This window comes from Comamonas sp. lk (assembly GCF_900564145.1).
In the GTDB taxonomy this organism is placed as follows: domain Bacteria; phylum Pseudomonadota; class Gammaproteobacteria; order Burkholderiales; family Burkholderiaceae_C; genus Comamonas.
The window spans coordinates 1,149,793-1,174,911 of sequence record NZ_UOOB01000001.1 but is presented as its reverse complement, the minus strand read 5'-3'; the positions used below and the strand labels follow the sequence as shown (position 1 = coordinate 1,174,911).

The 25,119-nt window shown below is 61.4% G+C and carries 20 protein-coding genes; 6 read left to right on the top strand and 14 right to left on the bottom strand.

Annotated elements, in window-relative coordinates:
- Positions 1 to 85 precede the first annotated feature (85 nt).
- From EAO39_RS05230 to EAO39_RS05195, 8 genes are all read right to left on the bottom strand, one after another.
- Positions 86 to 1,390, bottom strand: coding sequence for a DUF3422 domain-containing protein (locus EAO39_RS05230; protein ID WP_120966475.1), 1,305 nt, complete (start codon positions 1,388 to 1,390; stop codon positions 86 to 88).
- A gap of 128 nt (positions 1,391 to 1,518) precedes the next feature.
- A complete protein-coding gene (locus EAO39_RS05225; protein WP_120966474.1) occupies positions 1,519 to 3,030 on the bottom strand; it encodes a tripartite tricarboxylate transporter permease in 1,512 nt (503 codons plus the stop codon).
- A 17-nt stretch (positions 3,031 to 3,047) separates the two neighbouring features.
- Positions 3,048 to 3,536, bottom strand: coding sequence for a tripartite tricarboxylate transporter TctB family protein (locus EAO39_RS05220; protein ID WP_120966473.1), 489 nt, complete (start codon positions 3,534 to 3,536; stop codon positions 3,048 to 3,050).
- A gap of 183 nt (positions 3,537 to 3,719) precedes the next feature.
- Positions 3,720 to 5,429 (bottom strand): GspE/PulE family protein, encoded by a 1,710-nt coding sequence (locus tag EAO39_RS05215; protein ID WP_240467072.1) that lies wholly within the window; start codon positions 5,427 to 5,429, stop codon positions 3,720 to 3,722.
- A 157-nt stretch (positions 5,430 to 5,586) separates the two neighbouring features.
- The gene (locus EAO39_RS05210; protein WP_120966472.1) at positions 5,587 to 5,925 is read right to left on the bottom strand and encodes a FlxA-like family protein; all 339 of its coding nucleotides are present in this window, start codon (positions 5,923 to 5,925) and stop codon (positions 5,587 to 5,589) included.
- A gap of 76 nt (positions 5,926 to 6,001) precedes the next feature.
- A complete protein-coding gene (locus EAO39_RS05205) occupies positions 6,002 to 6,874 on the bottom strand; it encodes a spermidine synthase (RefSeq protein WP_120966471.1) in 873 nt (290 codons plus the stop codon).
- A gap of 14 nt (positions 6,875 to 6,888) precedes the next feature.
- Positions 6,889 to 7,416 carry a DNA-deoxyinosine glycosylase gene (locus EAO39_RS05200; RefSeq protein WP_240466899.1) on the bottom strand — a complete coding sequence of 176 codons (528 nt, stop codon included), beginning with the start codon at positions 7,414 to 7,416 and terminating at the stop codon, positions 6,889 to 6,891.
- A gap of 104 nt (positions 7,417 to 7,520) precedes the next feature.
- Complete coding sequence (locus tag EAO39_RS05195) at positions 7,521 to 8,351, bottom strand: TatD family hydrolase (RefSeq protein ID WP_120966469.1); 831 nt, start codon at positions 8,349 to 8,351, stop codon at positions 7,521 to 7,523.
- A 195-nt stretch (positions 8,352 to 8,546) separates the two neighbouring features.
- Between EAO39_RS05195 and EAO39_RS05190 the strand changes: the two genes are divergently transcribed.
- On the top strand, positions 8,547 to 9,989 hold the full coding sequence (locus EAO39_RS05190; RefSeq protein WP_120966468.1) for a methyl-accepting chemotaxis protein: 1,443 nt from the start codon (positions 8,547 to 8,549) through the stop codon (positions 9,987 to 9,989).
- A 110-nt stretch (positions 9,990 to 10,099) separates the two neighbouring features.
- On the opposite strand, the gene lolD is transcribed toward EAO39_RS05190, so the two are convergent.
- From lolD to EAO39_RS05175, 3 genes are all read right to left on the bottom strand, one after another.
- A complete protein-coding gene (gene lolD / locus EAO39_RS05185; RefSeq protein ID WP_120966467.1) occupies positions 10,100 to 10,801 on the bottom strand; it encodes a lipoprotein-releasing ABC transporter ATP-binding protein LolD in 702 nt (233 codons plus the stop codon).
- Positions 10,794 to 12,047 carry a lipoprotein-releasing ABC transporter permease subunit gene (locus tag EAO39_RS05180; RefSeq protein WP_120966466.1) on the bottom strand — a complete coding sequence of 418 codons (1,254 nt, stop codon included), beginning with the start codon at positions 12,045 to 12,047 and terminating at the stop codon, positions 10,794 to 10,796. The genes lolD and EAO39_RS05180 overlap by 8 nt, the downstream gene beginning before the upstream one ends.
- 76 nt (positions 12,048 to 12,123) lie before the next feature.
- Positions 12,124 to 12,603 (bottom strand): MarR family transcriptional regulator, encoded by a 480-nt coding sequence (locus EAO39_RS05175; protein ID WP_120966465.1) that lies wholly within the window; start codon positions 12,601 to 12,603, stop codon positions 12,124 to 12,126.
- A gap of 176 nt (positions 12,604 to 12,779) precedes the next feature.
- Here EAO39_RS05175 and EAO39_RS05170 point away from each other — a divergent pair, with 176 nt between their 5' ends.
- The 4 genes from EAO39_RS05170 to recJ all read left to right on the top strand — a co-directional run bounded on the left by EAO39_RS05170 (position 12,780) and on the right by recJ (position 18,097).
- Complete coding sequence (locus tag EAO39_RS05170) at positions 12,780 to 13,787, top strand: tripartite tricarboxylate transporter substrate binding protein (protein WP_120970708.1); 1,008 nt, start codon at positions 12,780 to 12,782, stop codon at positions 13,785 to 13,787.
- A 46-nt stretch (positions 13,788 to 13,833) separates the two neighbouring features.
- Complete coding sequence (locus tag EAO39_RS05165; RefSeq protein WP_120966464.1) at positions 13,834 to 15,159, top strand: sulfatase-like hydrolase/transferase; 1,326 nt, start codon at positions 13,834 to 13,836, stop codon at positions 15,157 to 15,159.
- A 153-nt stretch (positions 15,160 to 15,312) separates the two neighbouring features.
- Positions 15,313 to 16,275, top strand: coding sequence for a phosphoglycerate mutase (locus EAO39_RS05160; protein ID WP_120966463.1), 963 nt, complete (start codon positions 15,313 to 15,315; stop codon positions 16,273 to 16,275).
- Positions 16,276 to 16,357: 82 nt separating this feature from the next.
- Complete coding sequence (recJ, locus tag EAO39_RS05155; protein WP_120966462.1) at positions 16,358 to 18,097, top strand: single-stranded-DNA-specific exonuclease RecJ; 1,740 nt, start codon at positions 16,358 to 16,360, stop codon at positions 18,095 to 18,097.
- 121 nt (positions 18,098 to 18,218) lie between these two features.
- Here recJ and EAO39_RS05150 read toward each other — a convergent pair whose 3' ends face one another.
- From EAO39_RS05150 to EAO39_RS05140, 3 genes are all read right to left on the bottom strand, one after another.
- Positions 18,219 to 19,967: a methyl-accepting chemotaxis protein gene (locus EAO39_RS05150; protein WP_120966461.1), complete on the bottom strand. Its 1,749-nt coding sequence runs from the start codon at positions 19,965 to 19,967 to the stop codon at positions 18,219 to 18,221.
- A 208-nt stretch (positions 19,968 to 20,175) separates the two neighbouring features.
- Positions 20,176 to 21,879, bottom strand: coding sequence for a methyl-accepting chemotaxis protein (locus tag EAO39_RS05145; RefSeq protein ID WP_120970706.1), 1,704 nt, complete (start codon positions 21,877 to 21,879; stop codon positions 20,176 to 20,178).
- A gap of 408 nt (positions 21,880 to 22,287) precedes the next feature.
- Entirely contained in the window at positions 22,288 to 24,045 is a 1,758-nt protein-coding gene (locus EAO39_RS05140; protein WP_120966460.1) for a methyl-accepting chemotaxis protein, read from the bottom strand.
- Between the two features lie 187 nt (positions 24,046 to 24,232).
- Here EAO39_RS05140 and EAO39_RS05135 point away from each other — a divergent pair, with 187 nt between their 5' ends.
- Complete coding sequence (locus EAO39_RS05135) at positions 24,233 to 25,099, top strand: 3',5'-nucleoside bisphosphate phosphatase (protein WP_120966459.1); 867 nt, start codon at positions 24,233 to 24,235, stop codon at positions 25,097 to 25,099.
- Positions 25,100 to 25,119 lie beyond the last annotated feature (20 nt).

Sequence of the window (25,119 nt, the reverse complement as noted above, 5' to 3'; positions counted from 1 at the left end):
TTTACGTGCAAGCGATGCGTCAGCCCACACCTCTGCACCGGCGAAGCAAGGTCTTCCCAGGCCGGGACGGTTGCCAGTGCCCGTCCTAGTGCTGCTTGCCAAACAGCTTGTGATGCAAGCGTCGCAACGACCACCAGACACTGAAGGCCACCACCGGAATGGCCACGGCGGCCGTGGACTCCGGCGACCAGGGCCAGCCCAGCTTGGAGCCGCCCTTGGCCAGATAGCTGATCAAACCGGTGATGTAGTAGGTGATGGCCGCCACGGACAAGCCCTCCACCGTGGACTGCAGCTTGAGCTGCATGCCCTGGCGCTGGTTCATGGTGCCCAGCAGTTGCTGGCTGCTTTGCTGTTGTTCGATCTCCACCCGTGTGCGCAGCAGACTGCTGACACGCGACACCCGCTCGGACAGCGCATCCTGGCGTCGCGTCGCCCATTCGCAGGTGCTGCGGGCCGGCGTCAAACGTCGGTCCATGAACTCCCGGATGGTCTGTATGCCATCCAGACGCGATTCCTGAAGCTCCTGAATACGCTTGTCCACCAACTCGAAATAGGCGGAACTGGCCGAGAACCGCGAATGCGTGGCGGCATATTCGCTCTCGACCTGACCGGCCAGACGCGTCAGACGATCCAGCAAGGCGGGTTCGTTGTCGCTGTCTGCAGAGCGGATGGAATGGGCCAGCTCGGCCAGTTCCCGCTCGGCCGTGGCCAGCACGCTGGCGGCCTTTCGCGCGGCAGGCAAGCCCAGCAAGGCAGCCATGCGGTAAGTCTCAATTTCCAGCAGGCGCTGCACCAGGCGGCCCAGGCGCCTGGGCGATAACTCGTCACCCGCCAGCAGCAGCATGCGCGAGAATCCATCGGCATGGATGGCAAAGTCGGTATAGATCTTGCCGGCATCTGCCGCCACCCGCGAACCCACCACCGTGTCGGCCTGCAACATATGGCGCACCAGATAAGCGCCATCGACCGCGTTTTCCTTGCAGACCCAGAGGTGCAAGCTGCTCAGGCACTGGCCGGGCAAAGCCGTCAGCCAGTCATGCGGCACGGTATCAATCGCGGTTTCAGGTTCACGCACATCGGCCACCGAGGCCTGAGCCATAGGCCTGGAAAAAGTCCAGGCCACAAATTCGGTGTGCTGCTCCCAGCGCAGGCGAAACGCCCCCAGGTCGATCAGCACATGGGTGGTGGTGGCATCGGGCAAGGGCCGGTGATGGTTGCGCAGCAGTGCCGCCACATGTTCGCGGCTGGCTTCGCGCTGCGCGGCATCGGTGAGCATCACCATATGCGTGATGGCCAGCGGCGCCTGCATGATCTCGGCGGGCCGCGCATGAATTTCGTTGTGCAGCAGCACCCGCTGCGGGTGCTGGGCCGGTAGTAAAGACAAAGCCATGAAATCCTCAACAAATTGCACTTATTGTGCCGTTTGTCCGCAGCGCTTCCGAGCAAAAGTCCCGGCATAAAAAAAGCGACCCTCACGGGTCGCTTTCATGCTTTTCAGCTGTCTGGCCTTGGGGAAGATCAGTCTTCCACAAAAGCCTCTTCGCGCTTGTTCTTCACCGCAGGCATCAGCACCACGACCAGCAGGATCACTGCAGCGATCAGCAGGCCGGCAGAGATGGGACGCGTCACAAACACGCTCCAGTCACCACGCGACAGCAGCAGTGCACGGCGCAGGTTTTCTTCCATCATCGGGCCCAGAATGAAGCCCAGCAGCAGAGGTGCAGGTTCGGTACCCAGCTTGTGGAACACATAGCCGATGAAACCGAAGATACCGACCATCCACACGTCCCATGCATTGTTGTTGGTACCGTACACGCCGATAGCGCAGAACAACACGATGGAGGGGAACAACCAGCGGTAAGGCACGGTCAGCAGCTTGATCCAGACGCCGATCAGCGGCAGGTTCAAGATGATCAGCATCAGGTTACCAATCCACATGGAGGCGATCAGACCCCAGAACAGTTCTGGGTTGCTGGTCATCACCTGAGGGCCGGGCTGAATGTTGTGAATCGTCATGGCACCCACCATCAGCGCCATCACGGCATTGGGGGGAATACCCAGAGTCAGCAGAGGAATGAACGAAGTCTGCGAACCGGCGTTGTTGGCCGACTCGGGAGCGCACACACCACGGATGTTGCCTTGACCGAAAGGAACTTCGCCGGGCTTGAGCTTAGTCTTCTTTTCAATCGTGTAGGCAGCGAAAGCCGACAGCATGGCACCGCCACCGGGCAAGATACCCAGAGCCGAACCCAGAGCCGTACCGCGCAGCATGGCTGGCAGCATGCGCTTGAAGTCTTCCTTGGTGGGCATCAGGCCGGTCACCTTGGCAGCAAACACTTCACGCTCGTCATCGGGCTTGGACAGGTTGGCAATGATTTCGCCGTAACCGAACACACCCATGGCGATCACCACGAAGTCGATGCCGTCGGTCAGTTCGGGAATGTCAAAGCTGTAGCGGGCGACACCGGAGTTCACGTCGGTACCAACCATGCCCAGCAGCAGACCCAGCACGATCATGGCAATAGCCTTGAGCAGCGAGCCGGAAGCCAGCACCACAGCACCGATCAGACCCAGGGTCATCAGCGAGAAGTACTCGGCAGGGCCGAACTTGAAGGCCACTTCGGTCAGCGGAGGAGCAAAGGCAGCCAAGATGATGGTGCCCACGCAACCCGCGAAGAAGGAACCGATACCGGCAGCCGCCAGCGCGGGGCCCGCCCGGCCTTTTCGGGCCATCTGGTAACCGTCGATCACGGTCACCACAGACGAGGACTCACCTGGCAGGTTCACCAGAATGGCGGTGGTGGAGCCACCGTACTGTGCGCCGTAGTAAATACCGGCCAGCATGATCAGCGCCGCCACAGGGGGCAGAGCGTAAGTTGCGGGCAGCAACATGGCGATGGTCGCCACTGGGCCGATGCCTGGCAACACGCCAATCAGCGTACCGAGCAGACAGCCCACAAAGCAGTAGATCAGGTTCTGGAACGTGAAAGCCACGCCAAAACCTATCGACAAGTTATTAATCAGATCCATGGACGAAGTGCTCCTACTTAGCCAGCGATGAAGCTAGGCCACACGGGGAACTGCAGATTCAGCGCCCACACGAAAGCGAAATAGCTGCCCACGGCCAGAGTGGTGGCCAGGATTGCTGTTTCCTTGAGGTTGAAGGTCTGACCGGCCAGGCTGGCAATGAAGACCAGGGCATAAATCGCGATGATCAGACCGAACTGGGGGATGTGCAGCTGAGGCACGCCAACCAGCAAGATACCGAACGCGAAGTTGGCAGCTAGAACGAAGAACACGGGTTTCCAGGCCCACTTGCCGATCTTGTCCCCACCTTGCGGGCCCTTGGTCAGCCCGGATACGCAGATGGCTGCGCCCAGGATGGCCATCAGCACACCCAGAATGAGAGGAAAGTAGCCGGGGCCCATACGAGCGCCCGAACCGATGGTGTAGTTGGATGCGCCGATCGCAAAAGCGAGTCCGACGACCAAGAACATCAGACCGGAGAAAAAGTCTTTCTGGCTCTTGATATTCACAAAACGTCTCCTTACGGAAATCACGACTGGGCGATTCTGCTGTCATTAACAGGCCAATTTGATGTGGATTCCACCTACAGAGGGGATACCCTAGGTTGGCCGGTGCGTCAGCAGTTGAAGCTATCAAAACAATAGCAAATCAAGGCCTCAGACCGCATCAACGTTCAGTGTTTTCCGCCGCGCTCAGGACATGAGCGGCGTGCAGGCCAGCACCTCGGGCAAGGTGGTGACGCCTTCGGCCACACGCAAGGCTCCCGCCAGCCGAAGTGGGCGCATGCCATCGCTCACTGCCTGACGACGCAAGACATCCATGGAAGGCGCTTCGTGAATCTGCTGCTTGAGGGCTTCGGTCACGATCAGCAACTCATACAGGCCCATGCGCCCCTTGAAGCCCGTCATGCGGCAATCCTCGCAGCCCACGGGCTTGTAGGGCTGGTAGCTGCCGGAGAGCTTCCAGGGCTTGACGGTCTCGGCCAGCCCATCCACCGTCGCCGCCTCGTCGCGCTGCTTGCAGCTGGCGCACAGCGTACGCACCAGGCGCTGGGCCAGCACTCCCAGCAAGGTGGCGTTGATCAGATAGGCCGGCACGCCCAGCTCCATCAAGCGGCTCACGGCGCTGGGGGCGTCGTTGGTGTGCAGGGTGGAGAACACCAGATGCCCAGTCAGTGCGGCCTGCACCGCCATTTCGGCCGTGGCCAGATCGCGGATCTCGCCCACCATGATGATGTCCGGGTCCTGGCGCATGAGCGCGCGCAGGCCTTCGGTGAAGTTGAAATCCAGCTGGGGCTGCACCTGGGTCTGATTGAAGCTGGGCTCGATCATTTCGATGGGGTCTTCCACGGTGCTGACGTTGACCTCCTCGGTCGCTACCCGCTTCAAGGTGGAATACAGCGTGGTGGTCTTGCCCGAACCCGTGGGTCCGGTGACCAAAATAATGCCGTGCGGGCGCTTGACCAGTTCTTCCCAGCGCTGTGCGTCATGGGCGCTAAAGCCCAGCGCATCCAGATTCTTGACCGTGTTCTCGGGATCGAAAATACGCATCACCATCTTCTCGCCAAAAGCCGTGGGCAAAGTGGACAAACGCATTTCCACTTCTTCGCCACGCGGGTTGCGGGTCTTGATGCGGCCATCGAGCGGTCTGCGTTTTTCCACCACATCCATGCGACCCAGCAGCTTGATGCGGGCCACCATGGCGTTCAGCACGCCCATGGGCATTTGATAGACCGGATGCAGCACGCCATCGATGCGAAAGCGGATAACGCCCTGCTCGCGCCGGGGCTCCAGGTGGATATCGCTGGCACGCTGGTCAAAAGCGTACTGCCACAGCCAGTCCACCACCTTGACCACGCCCTGGTCGTTGGCATCGAGCTGCTTGTTGCTCTTGCCCAGCTCCACCAGTTGCTCGAAGCTGGCGGCGCTGGCCGCACCACCGGCTTTTTCCGCCGCGCGCACGGACTTGGCCAGTGCAAAAAATTCGGCCGTAAAGCGCTTGATATCCAGAGGATTGGCCACCACGCAGCGCACGCTGCGACGCGCCTGGCGCTCCACCTCGGCCACCCAGTCGTCCTGAAAAGGTTCGGCCGTGGCAATCACCACCTCGCTGCCGCTGACCTGCACGGGCAGCACCTTGTGGCGCTCGGCATAGCTGGCGCTCATCACATCGCCCACACGCCCCACATCCACCCGCAGCGGATCGATGCGCAAATAGACCAGCCCGCTGCGCTTGCCCAGGTACTGGGTCAGCTCCTCGATATCCAGGGTTTTGCCGGTCCCGGCATGCACCACGCCCACATTGGCCAGACGCACCAGAGGATGCTGGGCACTTTCAGCCGACGAACAGCGCATGGTGACGCGTTCGGCCTCTTGCGCGGTCACCAGCCCATCTTCCAGCAGCCACTACACCAGAGACCGCCAGTCCAGCTGCCCCACATGGCGCGGGCGCAAGACCGGGGAAGCAGGCAGGTGGGAAGAAGTGGTCATGAACGGCAGTGAAAAAGGGGACGACTAAATATAAGTCAATCCCAGGAGAGCAAGTGGCCCCTGACCTGGCTCAGACGTATTCATCCAGCAGCGACCCCAGGCCGCCGCTTTGAGGCGGGCGCTGAGCCGTGGCGGCTTCCACGGCCTTGGCAGGCGATGGCTGCTTCTGCGCTTGCTGGTTTTGCTGATTTTGCAATGCCTCTATCTGCGACTGCAGCATCTGGATGCGCATCTGCAGCAACTCGGCCTGCTGCTTCTTGGTCTCGGCATCGCCGCTGCCATTGGCGACCTCCTTGAGTTCCCGGGTTGCATCCCTGAGCTGCTTTTGCAGCTGTTGGATGCGAGACGCCGTGTTGCCACTGCCGGAGGCGGAACTGGCAGAAGAGGTGGAGAGTGCGCTGATCGTCATAAGCAGAGTATCGGCATCTGCGGCCCAGACTCAAGCTCCAGGCTCAAGCTCCTGGCACATGCCACAGACTTGGCCTTCAGGCCTTTTTGGCACCCGCACCAGCCGCCTTGGCCGTTTTAGGCTTTGCCGCCTTGGGGCTGGCACCCGCGTCCTTGGCCGGGCCAAACACCTTGGGCCAGCGCCCCGTAGGCAAGTCCCAACGCGCCTGCACCACTTCGCTGGCCGCTTGCAGCGCTGCAGCATCCAGAGCGCGCGGCGTGCGCTGAGCCAGCACCACGGTGTTGCCTTCACGCGTAGGCTTGAAAGCCCAAAGCGCCTCCTCGCCAAAAGCCTGGGCCATCTGCGCCAGGCTTTTGTCAAAGCTCGATGAACGGCCAAACAGGTTGACGGTCATGATGCCGTCTTCCGTCAACAGATTGCGGCAATCGGCATAGAACTCGGCACTATCGAGTACCGGAGCCGCTGCCTCATGGTCGTACAGATCCACGGCCAGCGCATCCACCGTGCCCTGCCACTGAGGCTTTTTGATTTCCTGGGCCGCATCGGCCAGCACCACCTGCAGCGTGCTGCTATCGGGCGGCAGCTTGAACCAGCTGCGGCACACGGCAAGCACCTGCGGATTGATCTCGATGGCCGTGGTCTTCATGCGCAGCTTCTTGTGGCAGAACTTGGTGATGGCCGCAGCCCCCAGCCCCAGCTGCATGGCATGGCGCTGAGTGACGGCAGCCGGCTCGACAAACATCAGCCAGCCCATCATGCGCTGCACATATTCCAGATCGATCTCGAACGGCTGCTTGATGCACATGGAGCCCTGCACCCAGGGCGTTCCCAGATGCAGATAGCGCACCTCGCCGTCGTCGGAGACGCTGACTTCGGGCAGCTCCAACGCGCCGCCGTCACTGTGGGGTTCATGGGCGGGCTTGGCCCCGCCACGGGTTTTACGAATCACGTTTCACACCATAGTCATAGCAGTCCATGGGCCGACAAAGCCTCACGCCAGGACTGCAGTTTTTGATCGAATGACCAGCTCGCATGGGCCGGGCTGCTGGATGGCAGCTTGACCACCTCCAGCCCCTGACCTTGCAGCTGGCGCGCATGTTTGTAGCTTTCGCCGCCGTTGTGCAGCGCCAGCCTCAGCTGAGGACACAGCAGGCGCAAGCCCGCAAAATCATTGACTTCGGCGGCGCGAATGGCGCTGTCCAGACTGCCTGCGCGCTCGCAACTGGCATACACATCCCACAGGCCAAGTCCCCGCGCCAGCAGCCATTCGCAGCGGCCGGCGTAATCCTCGCGTGGCGGCTGGGGATGCTGCGGCCACAAAGCCTGCAGCAACGGCCAGAACTGGTTTTGCGGGTGGGCGTAATACTGCTGCAGCTGCAGCGAGCGCAGGCCCGGGAAGCTGCCCAGCACCAGGGCCTGGGTGCGCCCGTCAGCGACAGGCTCCAGCCCTTGCCAGCGCCTGGGCTCCGGCCCCGAATGATCAGAAAGCATGGTCGCCATTGTCGCCCAAGCCGGCAATTCGCAGCAGGGAGCACGCTCAATACACTATGAATAAATGAGCTGTATGCGCATATCCAGCATACGCTTCAATTAATTTATCCCTGCATCTTGAAAGCCGGCAGTCCCCCCAAGGCCGCCCGTGCATTGGCCGTGCAAGCCTGGGCCAGGGCCTGCACCTCCATGCCGCGCAGCTGCGCCACCTGCTCGGCAATGCGCGGCAGCTCGGCCGGGCTGTTGCGGCCCTGGGCCTGGCCCTGAGCCCGGCTCTCGGCCGTGGTGTAGAGCCAGTGCGGGGGAATGTCGGGCGCGTCGGTTTCCATCACCAGACTGTCTAGCGGTAAACAGGCCGCCAGCTCGCGCAGCTTGAGCGCACGCTCATAAGTCAGCGCGCCACCAAAGCCCAGCTTGAAGCCCAGATCGATAAACGCCTGCGCCTGCTGGGCGCTGCCATTGAAAGCATGGGCAATACCGCCCACCACCGGGTGATGGCGCAAGGTCTTGAGCAAGCGATCGCTGGATTTGCGCACATGCAGGATGACGGGTAGATCCAACTCACGCGCCAACTTGATCTGCTGCTCGTAAAACCAGATCTGCCGCTCGGCATCCAGACCCGGCACAAAAAAATCCAGTCCAATCTCGCCCACCGCCACCAAGTGCGGATCGCTGCGCTGCTGCTGCAGCAATTCGCGCAGGGCCTGAATATCGGCCTCCTTTGCGGCTGGCGTGAACAAAGGATGAATGCCCAGGGCATAGCTGTCGCCATGGCGGTGGGCCAGCGCTATCACCTGCTGCCAATGGCTGCGCTCCACGGCAGGAATCAGCAGATGCGCCACGCCAGCAGCCCGGGCCAGGTCGCGCACGGCATCGCGATCGGCGGCGAACTCCGGCGCATCCAGGTGGCAATGGGTATCTATCCAGACAGACATGCAGTCATCATGCCATCCGCTTAGAGCGGGCCCGTGGAGGGATGACCTCCTACACAGCGTATAGGCGGCAAGCGTTATGCAACGTGAGAGAAAAACTTATACAAAATCAGCATCGTCTGACAAAAAAACATACTGCAACAACTTAATCATTGAGCAACATTTTTGACATTTGCCACAGCGCAACAGGAGCATCTCATGACTGGATTTCTACGAGGTCGTCTTCTGGGCTTGGGCCGCGGTCGACATGCAGCCGACATGGCGGGCAAACTGGCTGCGCTTGATCGGGTGCAGGCCGTGATCGAGTTTGATCTGCAAGGTCATGTGCTGGCGGCCAACCGCAATTTCCTCGACACCATGGGCTACAGCACCGAGCAGATCATCGGCCAGCATCACCGCATGTTTGTGGACGAGGAAACGCGCAACAGTGCCGAATATGCCAATTTCTGGCAACGCCTGGCTGCCGGCGCGCACGACAGCGGCCGCTACCGCCGCACCAACAGCCGAGGCGAAGACGTGTGGCTGCAAGCCAGCTACAACCCCATTCTCGGCAGCCATGGCAAGCCCTTCAAGGTCGTCAAATACGCCACCGACATCACGGAGCAGCAGCACCGCGAAGCCGATGCACGCGGGCAGCTGAACGCCATCTCCAAGGTTCAGGCCACCATAGAGTTCGATCTGAACGGCGTCATCCTCCACGCCAATGATCTGTTTTTGCAGACTCTGGGCTACAGCCTGTCCGAGATCGTGGGCAAACACCACAGCATGTTTGTGCAGCCGTCAGAGCGCAGCAGCGCTGCCTACCAGCAGTTCTGGCAAAAGCTGGGCAGCGGCCACCATGATGCAGGCCAGTATCTGCGCCTGGGGAAAAACGGCAGACAGGTATGGATTGAAGCCAGCTACAACCCGATTCTCGATGCTGACGGTAGACCGTTCAAAGTGGTGAAATTCGCCACCAACATCACCCGCCGCGTAACGGCAGCGCACACGCTGCGTGTGGCGGTGCAGGGTCTGACGGAAAGCGCCAATCAGGCCCGCCAGGCCAATGAGCTGGCGCAAGATGCCCGCCGCGTGGCCGAAGCAGGCGGCCATACCGTGCAGGAAGTGGTGGCCACCATGGAGTCCATCAGCGACAGCTCACGCAAGATCAGCGACATCATAGGCATGATGGATTCCATCGCCTTCCAGACCAATCTGCTGGCCTTGAATGCCGCAGTCGAAGCCGCACGCGCCGGCGAACAGGGACGCGGCTTTGCCGTGGTGGCCAGCGAGGTGCGCCAGTTGGCCCAGCACAGCACGGAGGCGGCCAAGGAGATCAAGCAGCTGATACAGGCTTCGGTCCATCAGGTCACCCAGGGCGTGGCCCAGGTGCGCGATGCGGGATTGACCATGGAGGAAATTGTCAACTCCTCGCGCCAGGTGACGCAGATCATGGGCGAGGTGGTTCAGGCCTCGCTGAGTCAATCGTCCAAGCTGCGCGAGGTGACCGACGATTTAAGCGCGCAGGACGTACACCGCGAGCCAGTCAGTCCAAGCCCTGGCAGCAGCCCCAGGCCATCTTATCTGGGCGGCACGCCTGCGCATCGCCCAGCTAATAGACAACATATCGCTCTCAATACAGAAGCAATCGGCGCTTTCTGAAAAAGGAACTAAGCGTCAAAAGCGCGTAAAAATCAAACAAAAAAGGCGCCAACCGCTCCTGATAAAGAAGCAGTTGGCGCCGACCTAGGCTTTGGTGCGGTACAAAAAGCTTAGGCGAGTTGGCCTCGCACCAGCCGCACCATGCGGTCGCAACGCGCGGCCAGCGATTCATCGTGCGTCACCATCACAAAAGCCGTACCGTGGCTGCGCGCCAGCTCCAGCATCAGGCCGAACACGGTTTCTGCCGTGTTGCGATCCAGATTGCCCGTGGGTTCATCGGCCAGCACACAGGCCGGCCGGGTGACCAGCGCCCGCGCAATCGCCACGCGCTGGCGCTCGCCGCCCGAAAGCTCGGCCGGGCGGTGCAGCACGCGATCCTTCAGGCCCACAGAGCTCAACATCTGTCCGGCGCGCTCCATGCAATCGAGCTTGTCATCGCGGCGAATGCGCAGCGGCATGGCCACGTTTTCCTGCGCCGAGAACTCAGCCAGCAGATGGTGAAACTGGTAGATAAAGCCCAGGTGCTGGTTGCGCAGCGCACCCTGCTTTTGCGGGCTCAGGCGGTGCAGCGGCTGGCCCATCAGCTCAACGCTGCCATTGCTGGGCGCATCCAGCCCACCCAGCAAGTGCAGCAACGTGCTCTTGCCCGAACCCGAGGCCCCCACGATGGCCAGGGTCTCGCCGGCGCGCACTTCCAGGTCCACGCCCTGCAGCACGGCCACATCGAGCTTGCCTTCCACGAATCGCTTGGTCAGGCCCTGTGCCTTGAGCACGGTCTGGCCGGCCGTCAAGCGGGTTGAAACATCATTCATAGCGCAGTGCCTCCGCCGGGTTCACGCGGCTGGCACGCCAGCTGGGATAAATCGTGGCCACAAAAGCCAGTACCAAAGAGATGACGCCAATGGGCACGATGTCCGAGCTTTGCGGCTCGCTGGGCATCTTGCTGATGAGATAAATGTCCTTGGGCAGGAAGTTGGCATGCAGCGCATGCTCGATGGCCGGCACGATCACATCAATGTTGAACGCAATCAGCAAGCCAAGGCCCAGACCGGCCAGCGTGCCAATCACGCCCACCATGGCGCCTTGCACCATGAAGATGCCCATGATGGACGAGGGCGAGGCGCCCAGGGTGCGCAGAATGGCAATGTCGGCCCGCTTGTCCTGCACGCTCATCACCAGCGTGGAGACCAGATTGAAGGCCGCCACAGCCACGATCAGCGTGAGGATGATGAACATCATGCGTTTTTCCAGCTGCACGGCGGCAAACCAGGTCTTGTTCTGCTGCGTCCAATCGCGGATGAAGAGGCTGTCCGTCAAGGTGTTGGCCAGCTCCTGTGCCACACGCGGGGCTTCGTGCAAGTCCTTGAGTTTGAGGCGTATGCCGGTAGGCCCCTCGAGGCGAAACAGGCGCTGCGCATCCTCGTAATGCATCATCACCAGAGCCGAGTCGTACTCATAGTGGCCCGAGTCGAAGGTGCCCGCCACCGTCATCTGCTTCAAGCGCGGCACCACGCCGGCAGGCGTGACCTGGCCGCTGGGTGCAATCATGGTGACCACATCACCTTCGCGCACACCCAGCGAACGGGCTAGCTCCACACCCAGCACCACCTTGAATTCACCGGGCACCAGTTGCTTGAGCACCTCGCCGTTGGCGGCGGCCATATCGGTCACCTCGCCTTCGCGGCTGGGGTCTATGCCGCGCACCAGTGCGCCCTTCATATCCTCACCGCGCGCCAGCAGCGCCTGCGCGGCGACAAAAGGAGCTGCGCCCACCACATCGGGATTGGCCCGCGCCTCGCGCATGGTGCGCTCCACATTGGGCAGGGGCGAGCCCTGGGGCGCAAAGATTTCCACATGGGAAACCACGCTGAGCATGCGATCGCGCACTTCCTTCTGGAAGCCGTTCATCACGCTCAGCACAATGATCAAAGCCGCCACGCCCAGCGCAATGCCAAGCATGGAGACACCCGAGATAAAGGAGATGAAGCCATTGCGACGCGTGGCGCGCCCCGCGCGGGTATAGCGCCAGCCCACGGCCAGTTCGTAGGGAAATTGCATGTTGCACGCATTGTGGCATTGCCTGCAATGTCCTGACGCCGGTCCAGGCCCCAGGGGGTAATTCTTGTGAAACGCTCTATTTCAAGCGCTTTCCCCGGCTGCTGCGAGTTACATGCGGCAAGTCTGCATAGTGTTCCTGCTGCTCCAGTGTCTGCGCATGGGCTTGCAGCCTGGCCAGCATTTCGTCGAACTGCGCCAGCTCCGCATCACTGAGCACAGACACCAGATCCAGATGAATTTTTGCCATCTCCGGCAGGATCAGCGCATACATGCGCCGCCCTTCATCAGTCAGGTAAATGGCAATGCGCCGGCGGTCGCCTGGCAGAGGTTTGCGCTGCACCCAGCCCTTGTCCTCCAGCCCGCCCAGAGCGCGTGAGGTACGAACCCGGTCCAGCAAAGCTCTTTCGGCCAGCTCCGATGAAAGCAGACCTTCGTTCATGGCCACCGTCGCCATTACGCCCCATTCGCGGCGCGTCAGGCCAAAGCGTGCCTCGCACATGCGCATGGCCACGCCACCAGCCGCGCCAAAAAAGCGGTTGATGCGAAACAGCAGCATCTGGTGAATGGTTGTCGGCGGTGATCGGGTATTCACGGAGATGAGTTGATTTGGTCAATTGATGCCCGGACTTCTACAGTGGGCGCTCCTGATTGGAGACACCAAGAACACCGCTTGGCATGGATCTGGATTTTCTCAAAGCCAGGGTGTTCTCACAGAGAAGAAAGTTTGTAGCCATGTTTTCTGCGTTGATTGCACCCCGCCGCCATCTTCTTCATACCAGCTTGGCCCTGCTGCTGGGCAGCGCTGGTATCGCCGCTCACGCCCAGGCTGGCAGTGATGCCAGTGCAGCCAGCTGGCCCAGCAAGCCCGTGCGCATGGTGGTTGCGTTCTCACCCGCAGGCGCAGCCGACATTCTGGCGCGCAGCCTGGGCGAGGTGCTGCAACGCGAACTCAAGCAGCCTTTCGTGGTGGACAACCGGCCTGGTGCCGGCGGCAATATCGGCACGGACAACGCGGCCAAAGCGCCGGCAGACGGCTACACGGTACTGGTCGGAATTGATACCACCTTCACCGTAAACCCCTTCATCTACAAAAGCATGCCATTCAAGAACAGCGACTTGAGAGCCGTCATGCTGATTGCCTCGCAAGGCATGATGGTGGCCGTGAACCCCAAGACCGGCATGAAGACACTGGAGCAGTTCATTGATCGCGGCAAAAAAGAGGGGCTCACCCTGAGCTCCGCCGGCTATGGAACCCCAGGCCATCTGGCCTCGGCCATTCTCACGCATGAGACAGCAGCCAAGGTCAGTCACGTACCCTACAAAGGCAATGCACCTGCCAGCACCGCCATCATTTCAGGCGAGGTGGATGGCGGCATCATCAGCTCCTCTGCCCTATTGGGCCAGGTGGCGGCAGGCAAGGTCACCCCGCTGGCGGTGACCACGACCAAGCGCAACCCGCTGGTGCCCAATGTGCCTACCGTGGCGGAGTTGGGCCACAAGAATCTGGAGCAGGAAGTGCTGTTTGCCTTGTGGGTGCCGGCCGCCACGCCCGAGCCCTTGGTGCTCAAGATTCAGAGCGCGCTGGAAAAAGCCATGAAAGACACCCAGCTGCGCGAGCGCATGCGCAGCAACGACCTGGTCTACGAAGGCCTGACAGGAGAGCTTGCTGCCAAGCGCCTGCAGACCACGACCGAACGCTACAAGAGCGTGATCCAGGCCACCGGCATGAAGATGGAATGAGTCTGACCTTCGACTCTTTTGACTGCCAAAAATTGACAAGCAACACATGAACCGCCCCAACATCATCTTTATCGTGGCCGACGACCTGGGCTATGCCGACCTGGGCTGCTACGGCGGGCGTGACGCCGACTTTGGCGCGGTCTCGCCCGTGCTCGACTCCCTGGCCCAGAACGGCCTCAAGCTCACCCAGGGCTATGCCAATTCGCCCGTGTGCTCGCCCACCCGCTTTGCACTGGCCACGGCCCGCTACCAGTACCGCCTGCGCGGCGCGGCCGAGGAGCCCATCAACAGCAAGACGCGCGGCACGCCCCTGGGCGCCAAGCTGGGCCTGCCGCCCGAAATTCCCACCGTGCCATCCCTGCTGAAAGACGCGGGCTACCACACGGCGCTGATAGGCAAATGGCATCTGGGCTACCCGCCCCATTTCGGCCCGCTGCGCTCGGGCTATGAGGAGTACTTCGGCCCTATGTCGGGCGGCGTGGACTACTTCACCCACCTGAGCTCCTCCGGCCAGCATGATCTGTGGGTGGGCGAGGAAGAGCACCACGACGAAGGCTATCTGACCGATCTGCTGTCCCAGCGCAGCGTGGACTATGTCAACCGCATGAGCGAAGGCGATACGCCTTTTTTCCTGAGCCTGCACTACACCGCCCCGCACTGGCCCTGGGAGACACGCGACGACCGCGAAACCGCCGAGCAACTGGGCGCGGGCATTGCCCATCTAGCGGGCGGCAACATCCACCAGTACCGCCGCATGATTCATCACATGGATGAAGGCATAGGCTGGATTGTCGATGCGCTGCGCAAGAACGGCCAGCTGGACAACACCCTCATCATCTTCACCAGCGACAACGGCGGCGAGCGCTTCTCGGACAGCTGGCCTCTGGTGGGCGGCAAGATGGACCTGACCGAAGGCGGCATTCGCGTGCCATGGATTGCCCACTGGCCCGCCGTGATTGCACCCGCACGCACCAGCACCCAGCAATGCATGAGCATGGACTGGTCTGCCACCGTGCTCGATGCCGCTGGCGTGGCCGCAACCCCCGACTACCCGCTTGATGGCGTCTCCCTCCTACCCGTGCTGCAGGGCGAGGGCGCGGAATTTGGCCGCCCGCTGTACTGGCGCATGCTTTACCGCGGCCAACGCGCCTTGCGCGAGGGCGACTGGAAATATCTGCGCGTGGAAGACAACGAATACCTGTTCAACATTGCCAGCGACGAACGCGAGCGCGCCAACCAGGCGGGCCTGCAACCCGAGCGCCTGCAGGCCATGCGCGCTAGTTGGGAAGCCTGGAACGCCAGCATGCCGGCCATTGCCGACGACGCCAGCTACAGCCTGGTCTATACCAGCAAAAACATGCCATCGCGCTGAGCATCACACAGATCCAAGCTGCTGCAACACATTCAAGGGATTGAAGCCAAAACAGGCTCAAGCCCTTTATTCATGAGCGTCAAAAGCTATACATTCAATAGCAATACACCCTGCCACCGACCTGTGTGCCACGCATGCCCGACAATAGCGGCCATGTCTTTGACCGCGCCTTTGATTCCGGCAGCCCAGGCTGCCGGTGCCACGCAAATCATCATCGCCTACGCCAGCGGCCCCGCCACCGCTGCCGCTTGGGACGATTTGCAACTGCCCAACCTGCAGGCCGTGCTGGCCCGGATGTCGCCCGACACGGCGATCTCCGGCGATGAACTCGATTTCTCCCCCCCGCATGAACGCATGCTGGCGCGCAGCCTGCAACTGCCCGAAGCCCCCGGCCTGATTGCCTGGGCGGCGCTGGCGGCCCGGCAAACAGAGCAGGCCTGCGCCTTCATCACGCCCTGTCACTGGCATATCGGTGCGGATCAGGTGGTGCAAAGCGATCCGGCGGCAGCGCCACTGGGTGAAGAAGAATCGCGCCAGTTGCTGGCCCTGATTTCGCCCTGGTTTGCCGACGACGGCATTGCCATCGACTATCTGCAACCCGATCTCTGGCTGGCGCGCGGCGCGGCCTTCGAGCAACTGGCCACCGCCAGCCTGGACCGTGTGCAAAACCGCGATGTGCGCCCCTGGTTTCCCGATGCCAAGCAGGGCGCCGTGATCCAGCGCCTGCAAAGCGAGCTGCAGATGCTGCTCTACACCCATGTATTCAACGACCAGCGCGCTGAGCGCGGCCTGCAACCCATCAACTCCTTCTGGGTGCATGGTGCGGGCCGCCTGACCCAGCTGCCGCAGCCTGACACCGCTGCCGCCTGCGTAAATGATTTGCGCGTCCCGGCCCTGCAAGGTGATGTGCAGAGCTGGCGCCAGGCCTGGCAGCAGCTCGATGGCAGCTTGATGGCCCAGCTTGAGCAGCGCCTGGCCCAGGGCGAGGACATCCGCCTGACCTTGTGCGGCGAGCGCAATGCCGTGACCTGGCGCCCGGCCAAACCAGGTCTCCTGGACAAGATCAAGGGCATTTTTGGTGCGAAGCCCTTGCCAAATCTGCGTGAAATGCTATGAAAAATTCCCCCCACGCTCTCTCGCTTCGCGTAGTTCGCTGCCCCCTAAAGGGGCCGCATTTTCATCTTGGGGCGGCCCGACGATGAAAATCATTCCCCGCCAGATTCCTGCCGACAGCGTTTCGACCCTGCTCAAGGCCAATGTCCATCCGCTGCTAGCTCAGCTTTATGCGGCACGCGGCGTGTGCTCGGCCGATGAGCTGGACGACGCTCCGGCCAGACTGCTGGCACCTTCCGGCCTGCGCGGCATTGATTACGCCGTGCAACTGCTGGCCGATGCCATAGCGCAGCAAAAGCGCCTATGCATCGTGGCCGATTACGACTGCGACGGCGCCACAGCCTGCGCGGTGGGCGTGCGCGGCCTGCGCTTGCTGGGCGCGGCCCATGTCGACTATCTGGTGCCCGACCGCGTGGTGGACGGCTACGGCCTCACGGCGCCCATCTCGCGCCGCGTCAAGGAAACCGGTGCCGACATGCTGATCACCGTGGACAACGGCATTGCCAGCGTGGAGGGCGTGGCCGTGGCCAAGGAGCTGGGCCTGTCCGTGCTCGTCACCGATCACCATCTGCCCGGCGACCACCTGCCGCTGGCCGACGCCATCGTCAACCCCAACCAGCCCGGCTGCGAGTTCGAGAGCAAGTCAATGGCCGGCGTGGGCGTGATGTTCTATGTGCTGCTGGCCCTGCGCACCGAGCTGCGCAATCGCGGCCGCTTTGACCGCCACAACCAGCCACGGTTGGAAGTCCTGCTGCCTCTGGTCGCCCTGGGCACGGTGGCCGATGTGGTCAAGCTCGATGCCAACAATCGCCGTCTGGTGGCGCTGGGCCTCAAGCAGATTCGCAAAGGCCAGATGCAACCGGGCATACGCGCGCTGTTTGACGCCGCCGGCCGCCGCCTTGACATGGCCACCACCTTTGACTTCGGCTTTGCCCTGGGCCCGCGCATCAACGCCGCCGGGCGCCTGGCCGATATGACGATTGGCATTGAATGCCTGACCACCGAGGACGCAGGCCGCGCCGAGAATCTGGCGCGCATGCTGGACAGCATCAACCGCGAGCGACGCGAGATTGAGGTCGGCATGCGTGAGCATGCTTTTCTGATGGCCGAAGGCCTGTGCGAAGACGGCATGACGCCGCCGGCCGCCATCAGCGTGTTCGACCCCGACTTTCACGAAGGCGTGGTCGGCATCGTGGCCTCGCGCATCAAGGACAAGCTGCATCGCCCCACTTTCGTGTTTGCTGCCAGCGGCGCACCCGGCAAGGAGCATGAACTCAAGGGCTCGGGCCGCAGCATTCCCGGCTTTCACCTGCGCGATGCGCTGGATCTGGTCAGCAAGCGCCACCCCGGTCTGCTGCTGCGCTTTGGCGGCCACGCCATGGCGGCGGGTTGCACGCTTGAAGAAGCGCGCTTTGACGAGTTCGAGCAAGCCCTGGCCCAGGTAGCCCAGGAATGGCTGGATGCCGCCACACTCACGCGCCGCATGGAAACCGACGGCCCGCTGTCGCCCCAGTGGCTGGATACGGCGCTGATCGACCAGCTGCAACTGGCCGTCTGGGGTCAGGGCTTTGCCGCACCCACCTTCAGCGAGGAACTGGAAGTGATGTCTCAGCGCCTGGTGGGTGAGAAACACCTGAAGCTTGAGCTGCTGCACCACGGCTCCAAGATTGACGGCATCTGGTTCAACCACACCGATCCACTGCCCAGCCGCATGACGCTGGCCTACCGCCTCGACATCAACGAATGGCGCGGCGAGCGCAAAGTGCAGTTCCTGATCGAAGCCGCTCAAGGCTTTGAAGGCGGCGCGGGCAATATGGGACTTTGATCCAATCCTTTTGCCGGCTTTGTCCCCCAAGCCCTGAGCGCTATCCATTTCAAAGGATCGCCCCTCATCTGACATCCGATGAGGGGTGATGCTTTGCCAGCTGCTCTTGAGCAGCAAAGGCTTAAAAGGTTTCCCAGTCGTCGTCAGAACCCGCCGTTTTGGCCAGCACAGGTTTGGCTGCAGGTTTGGCAGCGGGCACGGCCGGGGTCTGGGCCGCAGCTTTAACCGGTGCAGCCACCTTGAGAGCGGCAGCAGGCTTGGCAAACACGGGCTTGGCTACAGCAGGTCTTGCGGCGGCAGCCACGGGCGCGGAAGGACGCAAAGCATAGCTGTCCTGGCCCAGCTTGAAGGTGGAAACCACCTCCGACAGACGCTGCGCCTGTTCCTGCATGGACAGGGCCGCTGCACTGGATTCCTCCACCAGGGCCGCATTCTGCTGCGTCATCTGGTCCAGATTGCTCACCGCCTGATTGACCTGATTGATGCCATCGCGCTGCTCGGTGGAAGAGGCCGTGATCTCACCGATCAGGTCGCTGACGCGGCGCACGCTGGAGACTATGTCTTCCATGCTCTTGCCCGCCAGCTCCACCTGCTGCGAGCCGGACTGCACGTTGTCCACGCTTGCGGTGATCAGCTGCTTGATTTCCTTGGCCGCTTCGGCGCTGCGCTGGGCCAGATTGCGCACCTCGCTGGCCACCACGGCAAAGCCACGGCCTTGCTCGCCTGCACGGGCCGCTTCCACGGCGGCGTTCAGCGCCAGGATATTGGTCTGAAAGGCAATCGAGTCGATCACGCCGATGATGTCGGCAATCTTGCGGCTGCTGTCGGTGATCTGCTGCATGCTGTTCACCACCTGCTGCACCACCTGACCGCCCTGCTCGGCCGCTTGTGCAGCCGTTGCCGCCAGCTGATTGGCCTGACGGGCCGTGTCAGCCGACTGGGTGACGGTGGCAGTCAGCTCTTCCATGCTGGCTGCGGTCTCTTCCAGATTGGCGGCGGTCTGCTCGGTACGGGCCGACAGATCCTGATTGCCGGTAGCAATCTGCCCCGAGGCGGAGGAAACCGACTCCACCCCCGAACGCACCTCACCGACTACGGCGCGCAGACGCTGAGCCATGATAGAGAGCGATCGCAGCAGGTGGCCCAGCTCATCCTGGCGCTCCTCGTGCGCATCAACCGAGAGGTCGCCGCTGGCAATTGCGCCGGCCAGATCCGCCGCACGCTGCAGCGGCTGCGTAATGGAACGCACCATTACCATGGCACAAGTCATGGCCAGAAAAATCAACGCCAAGGCCAAGCCGACACCGATCCAATTGGCAGTGTTGCGTTGTTCAGCGCCGTGGATCTTGGCTTTGTCGCGCACATGCTCCTGCCGCTGCACAAATTTTTCCAACAACTCCATGTACTGAGCTACAGCAGGACGTAGTTTGTTGGTGACGATCTGCCGTGCACTCTCCACATCAGCCGCAGTGCGCGCCTCATTGAGGTGTTGCATCACCTGCTTGCGATGGGCCTCGATGTTGTCAAGCATCTGCTTACCTTCATCGGAAACAACCACGGCCGTCACATTTCTCTGCATCTCGGTGCTGTCTGTTGCGCCCGTTTGCACCAGTTGCTGTAATTGCGCCTTCAATGTCTCATCACTGGAGATCGCCGCCACCAGAGCGCGCTCGACGCGCAACTCCGTCATGCTTTTCCAGCGCAACGCCAAAACAATGCGTTCTTCATTGAACTGGACATCCTGGGCTACATCAGCATCAACCTTGCTCACATACAACAACAGGCCGATACCCAGAGCCAACATCGCCAGCATCAAACCCAAAATAATCGACCAAAGTTTGCGCCCCATGCGCACATTGTTGAGATGCATCACCATTTCCAGAAAATCAGAGACTGGCCATCAACACAGATTTATGTTGCAGCGCAACATAATGTAACTTTTAATTACGAAATTAGCTACATCTGTCTGCTTTTCCAAGCGATACATCGTCTCCAGTTCAGGCTGAATTCCCCTCGCCACATACGCAAGATGCTATGAGTTCAGGAGTTCCAAATGGACATACCCTTTCTCGCCCGAGCTAGACGCGCGCCCAGCTGCCATCGCCGATATCGGCCATCAACTTGGCCTCGCCGACCTTCATCAACGGGGCTGAAATGCTTTTGGTGGCCTGCGCAACAGATATCTGCACGGGGACTCGATTGGAGGCCCTCATGACACGGCTGCTGGGCATGGTCTCTTGTCCAAGCTTGAACACCGACACCACTTGCGACAAACGCTGTGCCTGTTCCTGCATGGACAGGGCCGCTGCACTGGATTCCTCCACCAGGGCCGCATTCTGCTGCGTCATCTGGTCCAGATTACTCACCGCCTGATTGACCTGGTTGATGCCATCGCGCTGCTCGGTAGACGAGGCCGTGATCTCACCAATCAGGTCACTGACGCGGCGCACGCTGGAGACTATGTCTTCCATGCTCTTGCCCGCCAGCTCCACCTGCTGCGAGCCGGACTGCACGTTGTCCACGCTCGCGGTGATCAGCTGCTTGATTTCCTTGGCCGCATCGGCGCTGCGCTGGGCCAGGTTACGCACCTCGCTGGCCACCACGGCAAAGCCACGGCCTTGCTCGCCTGCACGGGCCGCTTCCACGGCGGCGTTCAGCGCCAGGATATTGGTCTGAAAGGCAATCGAGTCGATCACGCCGATGATGTCGGCAATCTTGCGGCTGCTGTCGGTGATCTGCTGCATGCTGTTCACCACTTGCTGCACCACCTGGCCGCCCTGCTCGGCCGCTTGCGCGGCCGTTGCCGCCAGCTGGTTGGCCTGACGGGCCGTGTCGGCAGACTGACTGACTGTTGCCGTCAGCTCTTCCATGCTGGCTGCAGTCTCTTCCAGGTTGGCGGCGGTCTGCTCGGTGCGGGCCGACAGGTCCTGGTTGCCGGTGGCAATCTGCCCCGATGCGGAGGAAACCGACTCCACCCCAGAGCGCACCTGGCCGACCACCGAGCGCAAGCGTGCGGTCATCGCATTCAGCGAACTGAGCAAATGCCCTAGCTCGTCATGGCGCTCATGCTGTACCGAGGCGCTCAGATCTCCGCCGGAGATGGCATCGGCCAGTTCCACAGCCTGCTGCAGCGGGCGGGCAATGGAACGCATGATGAACACGCCCGTCACCAGGCCCAACAAGATGATGAAAGCACAAATAATGCCGCTGATCAGATGGGCACGCTGGCGCAAAGTCTCGCCCTGGACCAGGGCCTGCTGCCGGTAGCGCTCCTGCAACTGCACATAAGCGTCCAACGCGGCATAGTACTTCTGACCCGCAGGATTGAGTTCGCTGGCAATCAGTTGCTCCGAACGCTCGAACTCATGGGCGCGACGCGCCTGATCAAGCACCTTGTTGATGGAAAACAACTTGTCGCGGTGGGCCGAGACTTCATCCAGCATCTTCTTCGCTTCGTCCGTGGTAGCGCCTGCTACCACCTTGTCGCGCAAGGCATTAATGGAGGCAATCAATGGCGCCAGCAGCTTGTGCTGTGCGGCTATCAGATTGTCATCCGTGGAGTTGGCCGCAGCCGCAAAGCGGTCCATGCTCATTTCGGTCAACTGGCGCCATTCGCGCGCCTGCGCTGCCCCGACCTGCGCCCTCACCACATCGGCCAGGATGGCCTGATTGACCCGATTGGAATACGTCAGGCTACCCACTGTCACCAGCAACATGCCTCCCAGAAGACCGATCACCAGGGCCCATAGTTTTTGGGCAACGGTGAATTGAAACCACTTCATGAACAAACCCATCTGCAAAGCGCGACCGACAGACCAAGGACACCGCCACACCAGAGCTCATGGCTGCGCAGCAGCCCAACAGCAGACGAAAACGCAGCCCTCACCTTCACAGATTGGTTTTACACAAATCTGTAATTAAATATTAATAATTGTTACAAGAATTTTGCAACCCACATATGGAGCAGTCTTGTCAGGAGTTACCCCCGGCTGCGTTTTGGGCCATGGCTTCCTGAATCCCGGCTTTCAGCCCTGAAGGGATTCAACGCAAAGCAAGCATTCACAGCATAGAAAATCTCAAGCTATTTGCAATCAAGGGCTTGGCTGGCATGCGCAATTGGCTATCAAAATAAACAAAAAGCCCACGCTCCTCAAACAGAAGAGCGCGGGCTTTTTTAGAGAAAGAGTGGCTTAAAAGGTTTCCCAGTCGTCGTCAGATTCAGCCGTTTTGGCCAGCACAGGTTTGGCGGCAGGCTTGGCAACAGGCACAGCCCGAGTCTGGGCCGCAGCTTTAACCGGTGCCGCCACCTTGAGAGCGGCAGCAGGCTTGGCAAACACGGGCTTGGTCATGGCAGGTCTTGCGGCGGCAGCCGCGGGCGCGGAGGGGCGCAAAGCATAGCTGTCCTGACCCAGCTTGAAGGTGGAAACCACCTCCGACAGACGCTGCGCCTGTTCCTGCATGGACAGGGCAGCTGCACTGGATTCCTCCACCAGGGCCGCATTCTGCTGCGTCATCTGGTCCAGATTGCTCACCGCCTGATTGACCTGATTGATGCCATCGCGCTGCTCGGTGGAAGAGGCCGTGATCTCACCGATCAGATCGCTGACGCGGCGCACGCTGGAGACTATGTCTTCCATGCTCTTGCCCGCCAGCTCCACCTGCTGCGAGCCGGACTGCACGTTGTCCACGCTTGCGGTGATCAGCTGCTTGATTTCCTTGGCCGCTTCAGCACTGCGCTGGGCCAGATTGCGCACCTCGCTGGCCACCACGGCAAAGCCACGGCCTTGCTCGCCGGCACGGGCCGCTTCCACGGCGGCGTTCAGCGCCAGGATATTGGTCTGAAAGGCAATCGAGTCGATCACGCCGATGATGTCTGCAATCTTGCGGCTGCTGTCGGTGATCTGCTGCATGCTGTTCACCACCTGCCGCACCACCTGGCCGCCCTGCTCGGCCGCTTGTGCAGCCGTTGCCGCCAGCTGATTGGCCTGGCGGGCCGTATCGGCCGACTGGGTGACAGTGGCCGTCAGCTCTTCCATGCTGGCTGCAGTCTCTTCCAGATTGGCGGCGGTCTGCTCGGTGCGGGCCGACAGATCCTGGTTGCCGGTGGCAATCTGCCCCGAGGCGGAGGAAACCGACTCCACCCCCGAGCGCACCTGGCCGACCACTGAACGCAAACGCTGGGTCATCGTATTGAGCGACTGCAGCAATCGCCCCAGCTCGTCATGGCGGTTGTTGGTGACCGAGGCAGTCAAGTCGCCAGCGGCAATCGAGTCTGCCAGTGCTACGGCTTCGCTCAACGGACGGGTGATAGAGCGCATGATGACCCCGCCCGTGAACAGCCCCAGCAGCACGATCACGCCACACACCATGGCAATCACCAGATAGGCACTGCTACGAGCACTCTGGCCCTGAGCCACGGCCTGGGCCCGGCGCTCGTCCTGCAGACGCACAAAACCTTGCTGCGCAGCAATATAGGATTTAGCCTCCGGCCGCAGCTGCTTTTCCACAATATCGAACGCCGTCGCGAAATCATTGTTGATGCGGGCCTGCTGCACGGCGGTATTGGCCGCCAGCGTCTTGCGACGGTGCTCGGCAATAACTTCCAGTGCTTTGCGCGAGGCGTCATCTTGAGCTCCGTCGACCAGCTGCTTTTGCAGCTCGGTGATGCGGGCAATGCCTTCGGTCATCAGCTTGCGCTGCTGCTCGACCAAATTTTCTTCGGAGGAAATCGCTGCCACGATGGAGCGATCCACGCTCAGCTGCGTCGAGGCCATCCATTCGCTGGCCAGATTGGCCGCTGTCTGCGTGCGATTGACCTGCTCTGCGATCTCCGCATTGACCTGGTGCAGATACGCCAGACTCCCTGCGGTGACCAGCAGCAAACCTGCCAGCAAACCCGCCACCAGAGCCCAAAGTTTCTGGGATACCGTGAACTGATTGAACTTCATGAAATTACCTGTTTCCTGACCGCCGCCCCGCGCCAAGCCTTGCAGGCATGGCCCGTATTCACGCGTTTCGGCATCCTAGTAGAAATATTAACTATTGTTACACCTACCAACAACACGGCGTGCCATCAAGGGTTGCCCCCAGCCCTCGCAAACTACGGCGCAAAGCACTGCGCCCTACAATGGGCCTGTGCCAAAAACCTACTTGAACGCTGATCTGCACAGCCATTCCGTCGTGTCAGACGGCACCTTGACCCCCGAACAACTGGCCCAGCGCGCCGCCAGCAAAGGGGTAGAGCTATGGGCGCTGACGGATCACGACGAGGTGGGCGGCCAGCATCGCGCCGCAGCTGCGGCCCACGCCTGCGGCATGGACTATCTGACGGGCGTGGAAATTTCAGTCACTTTTGCCGGCGCCACGGTGCACATCGTGGGCCTGGGCTTTGATGCCGACGATGCGCAACTGAGCCAGGGCTTGTACGACACCCGTAACGGCCGCGAGCCTCGTGCCAGGGAAATGGCGCAGCAACTGGAAGCCGCAGGCATTCCAGGCAGCTTTGAAGGGGCGCTGCGCTTTGCGGGCAATCCCGAGCTGATTTCGCGCACCCACTTTGCCCGCTTTCTGGTGGAGACCGGCGTCTGCTCCGATACCTATGAGGTGTTTCGCAAGTACCTGACCGAAGGCCGGCCCGGCTATGTGCCCCACACCTGGTCGCGTCTGCGCGATGCCGTGCGCTGGATTGTGGACGCGGGCGGCGTAGCCGTGATTGCCCACCCGGCGCGCTACAACTTCACGGCCAATGAGGAATACGCGCTGTTCACCGAATTCAAACACCACGGCGGCACAGGCGTGGAGGTAGTGACCGGCAGCCACCGCCCGCACGAGTATGCAATCTACGCCGATATGGCCAAGGAGTTTGGGCTGGCCGCATCGCGCGGCAGCGATTTTCACAGTCCAGAGGAGTCGCATACCGACCTGGGCGATCTGCCTCCTCTGCCAAGCCAGCTCACGCCGGTTTGGGAGCTGCTGCATGAGCGCATTCAACGCGCGCAATAAGCAAGATTCAACGCGCCCGA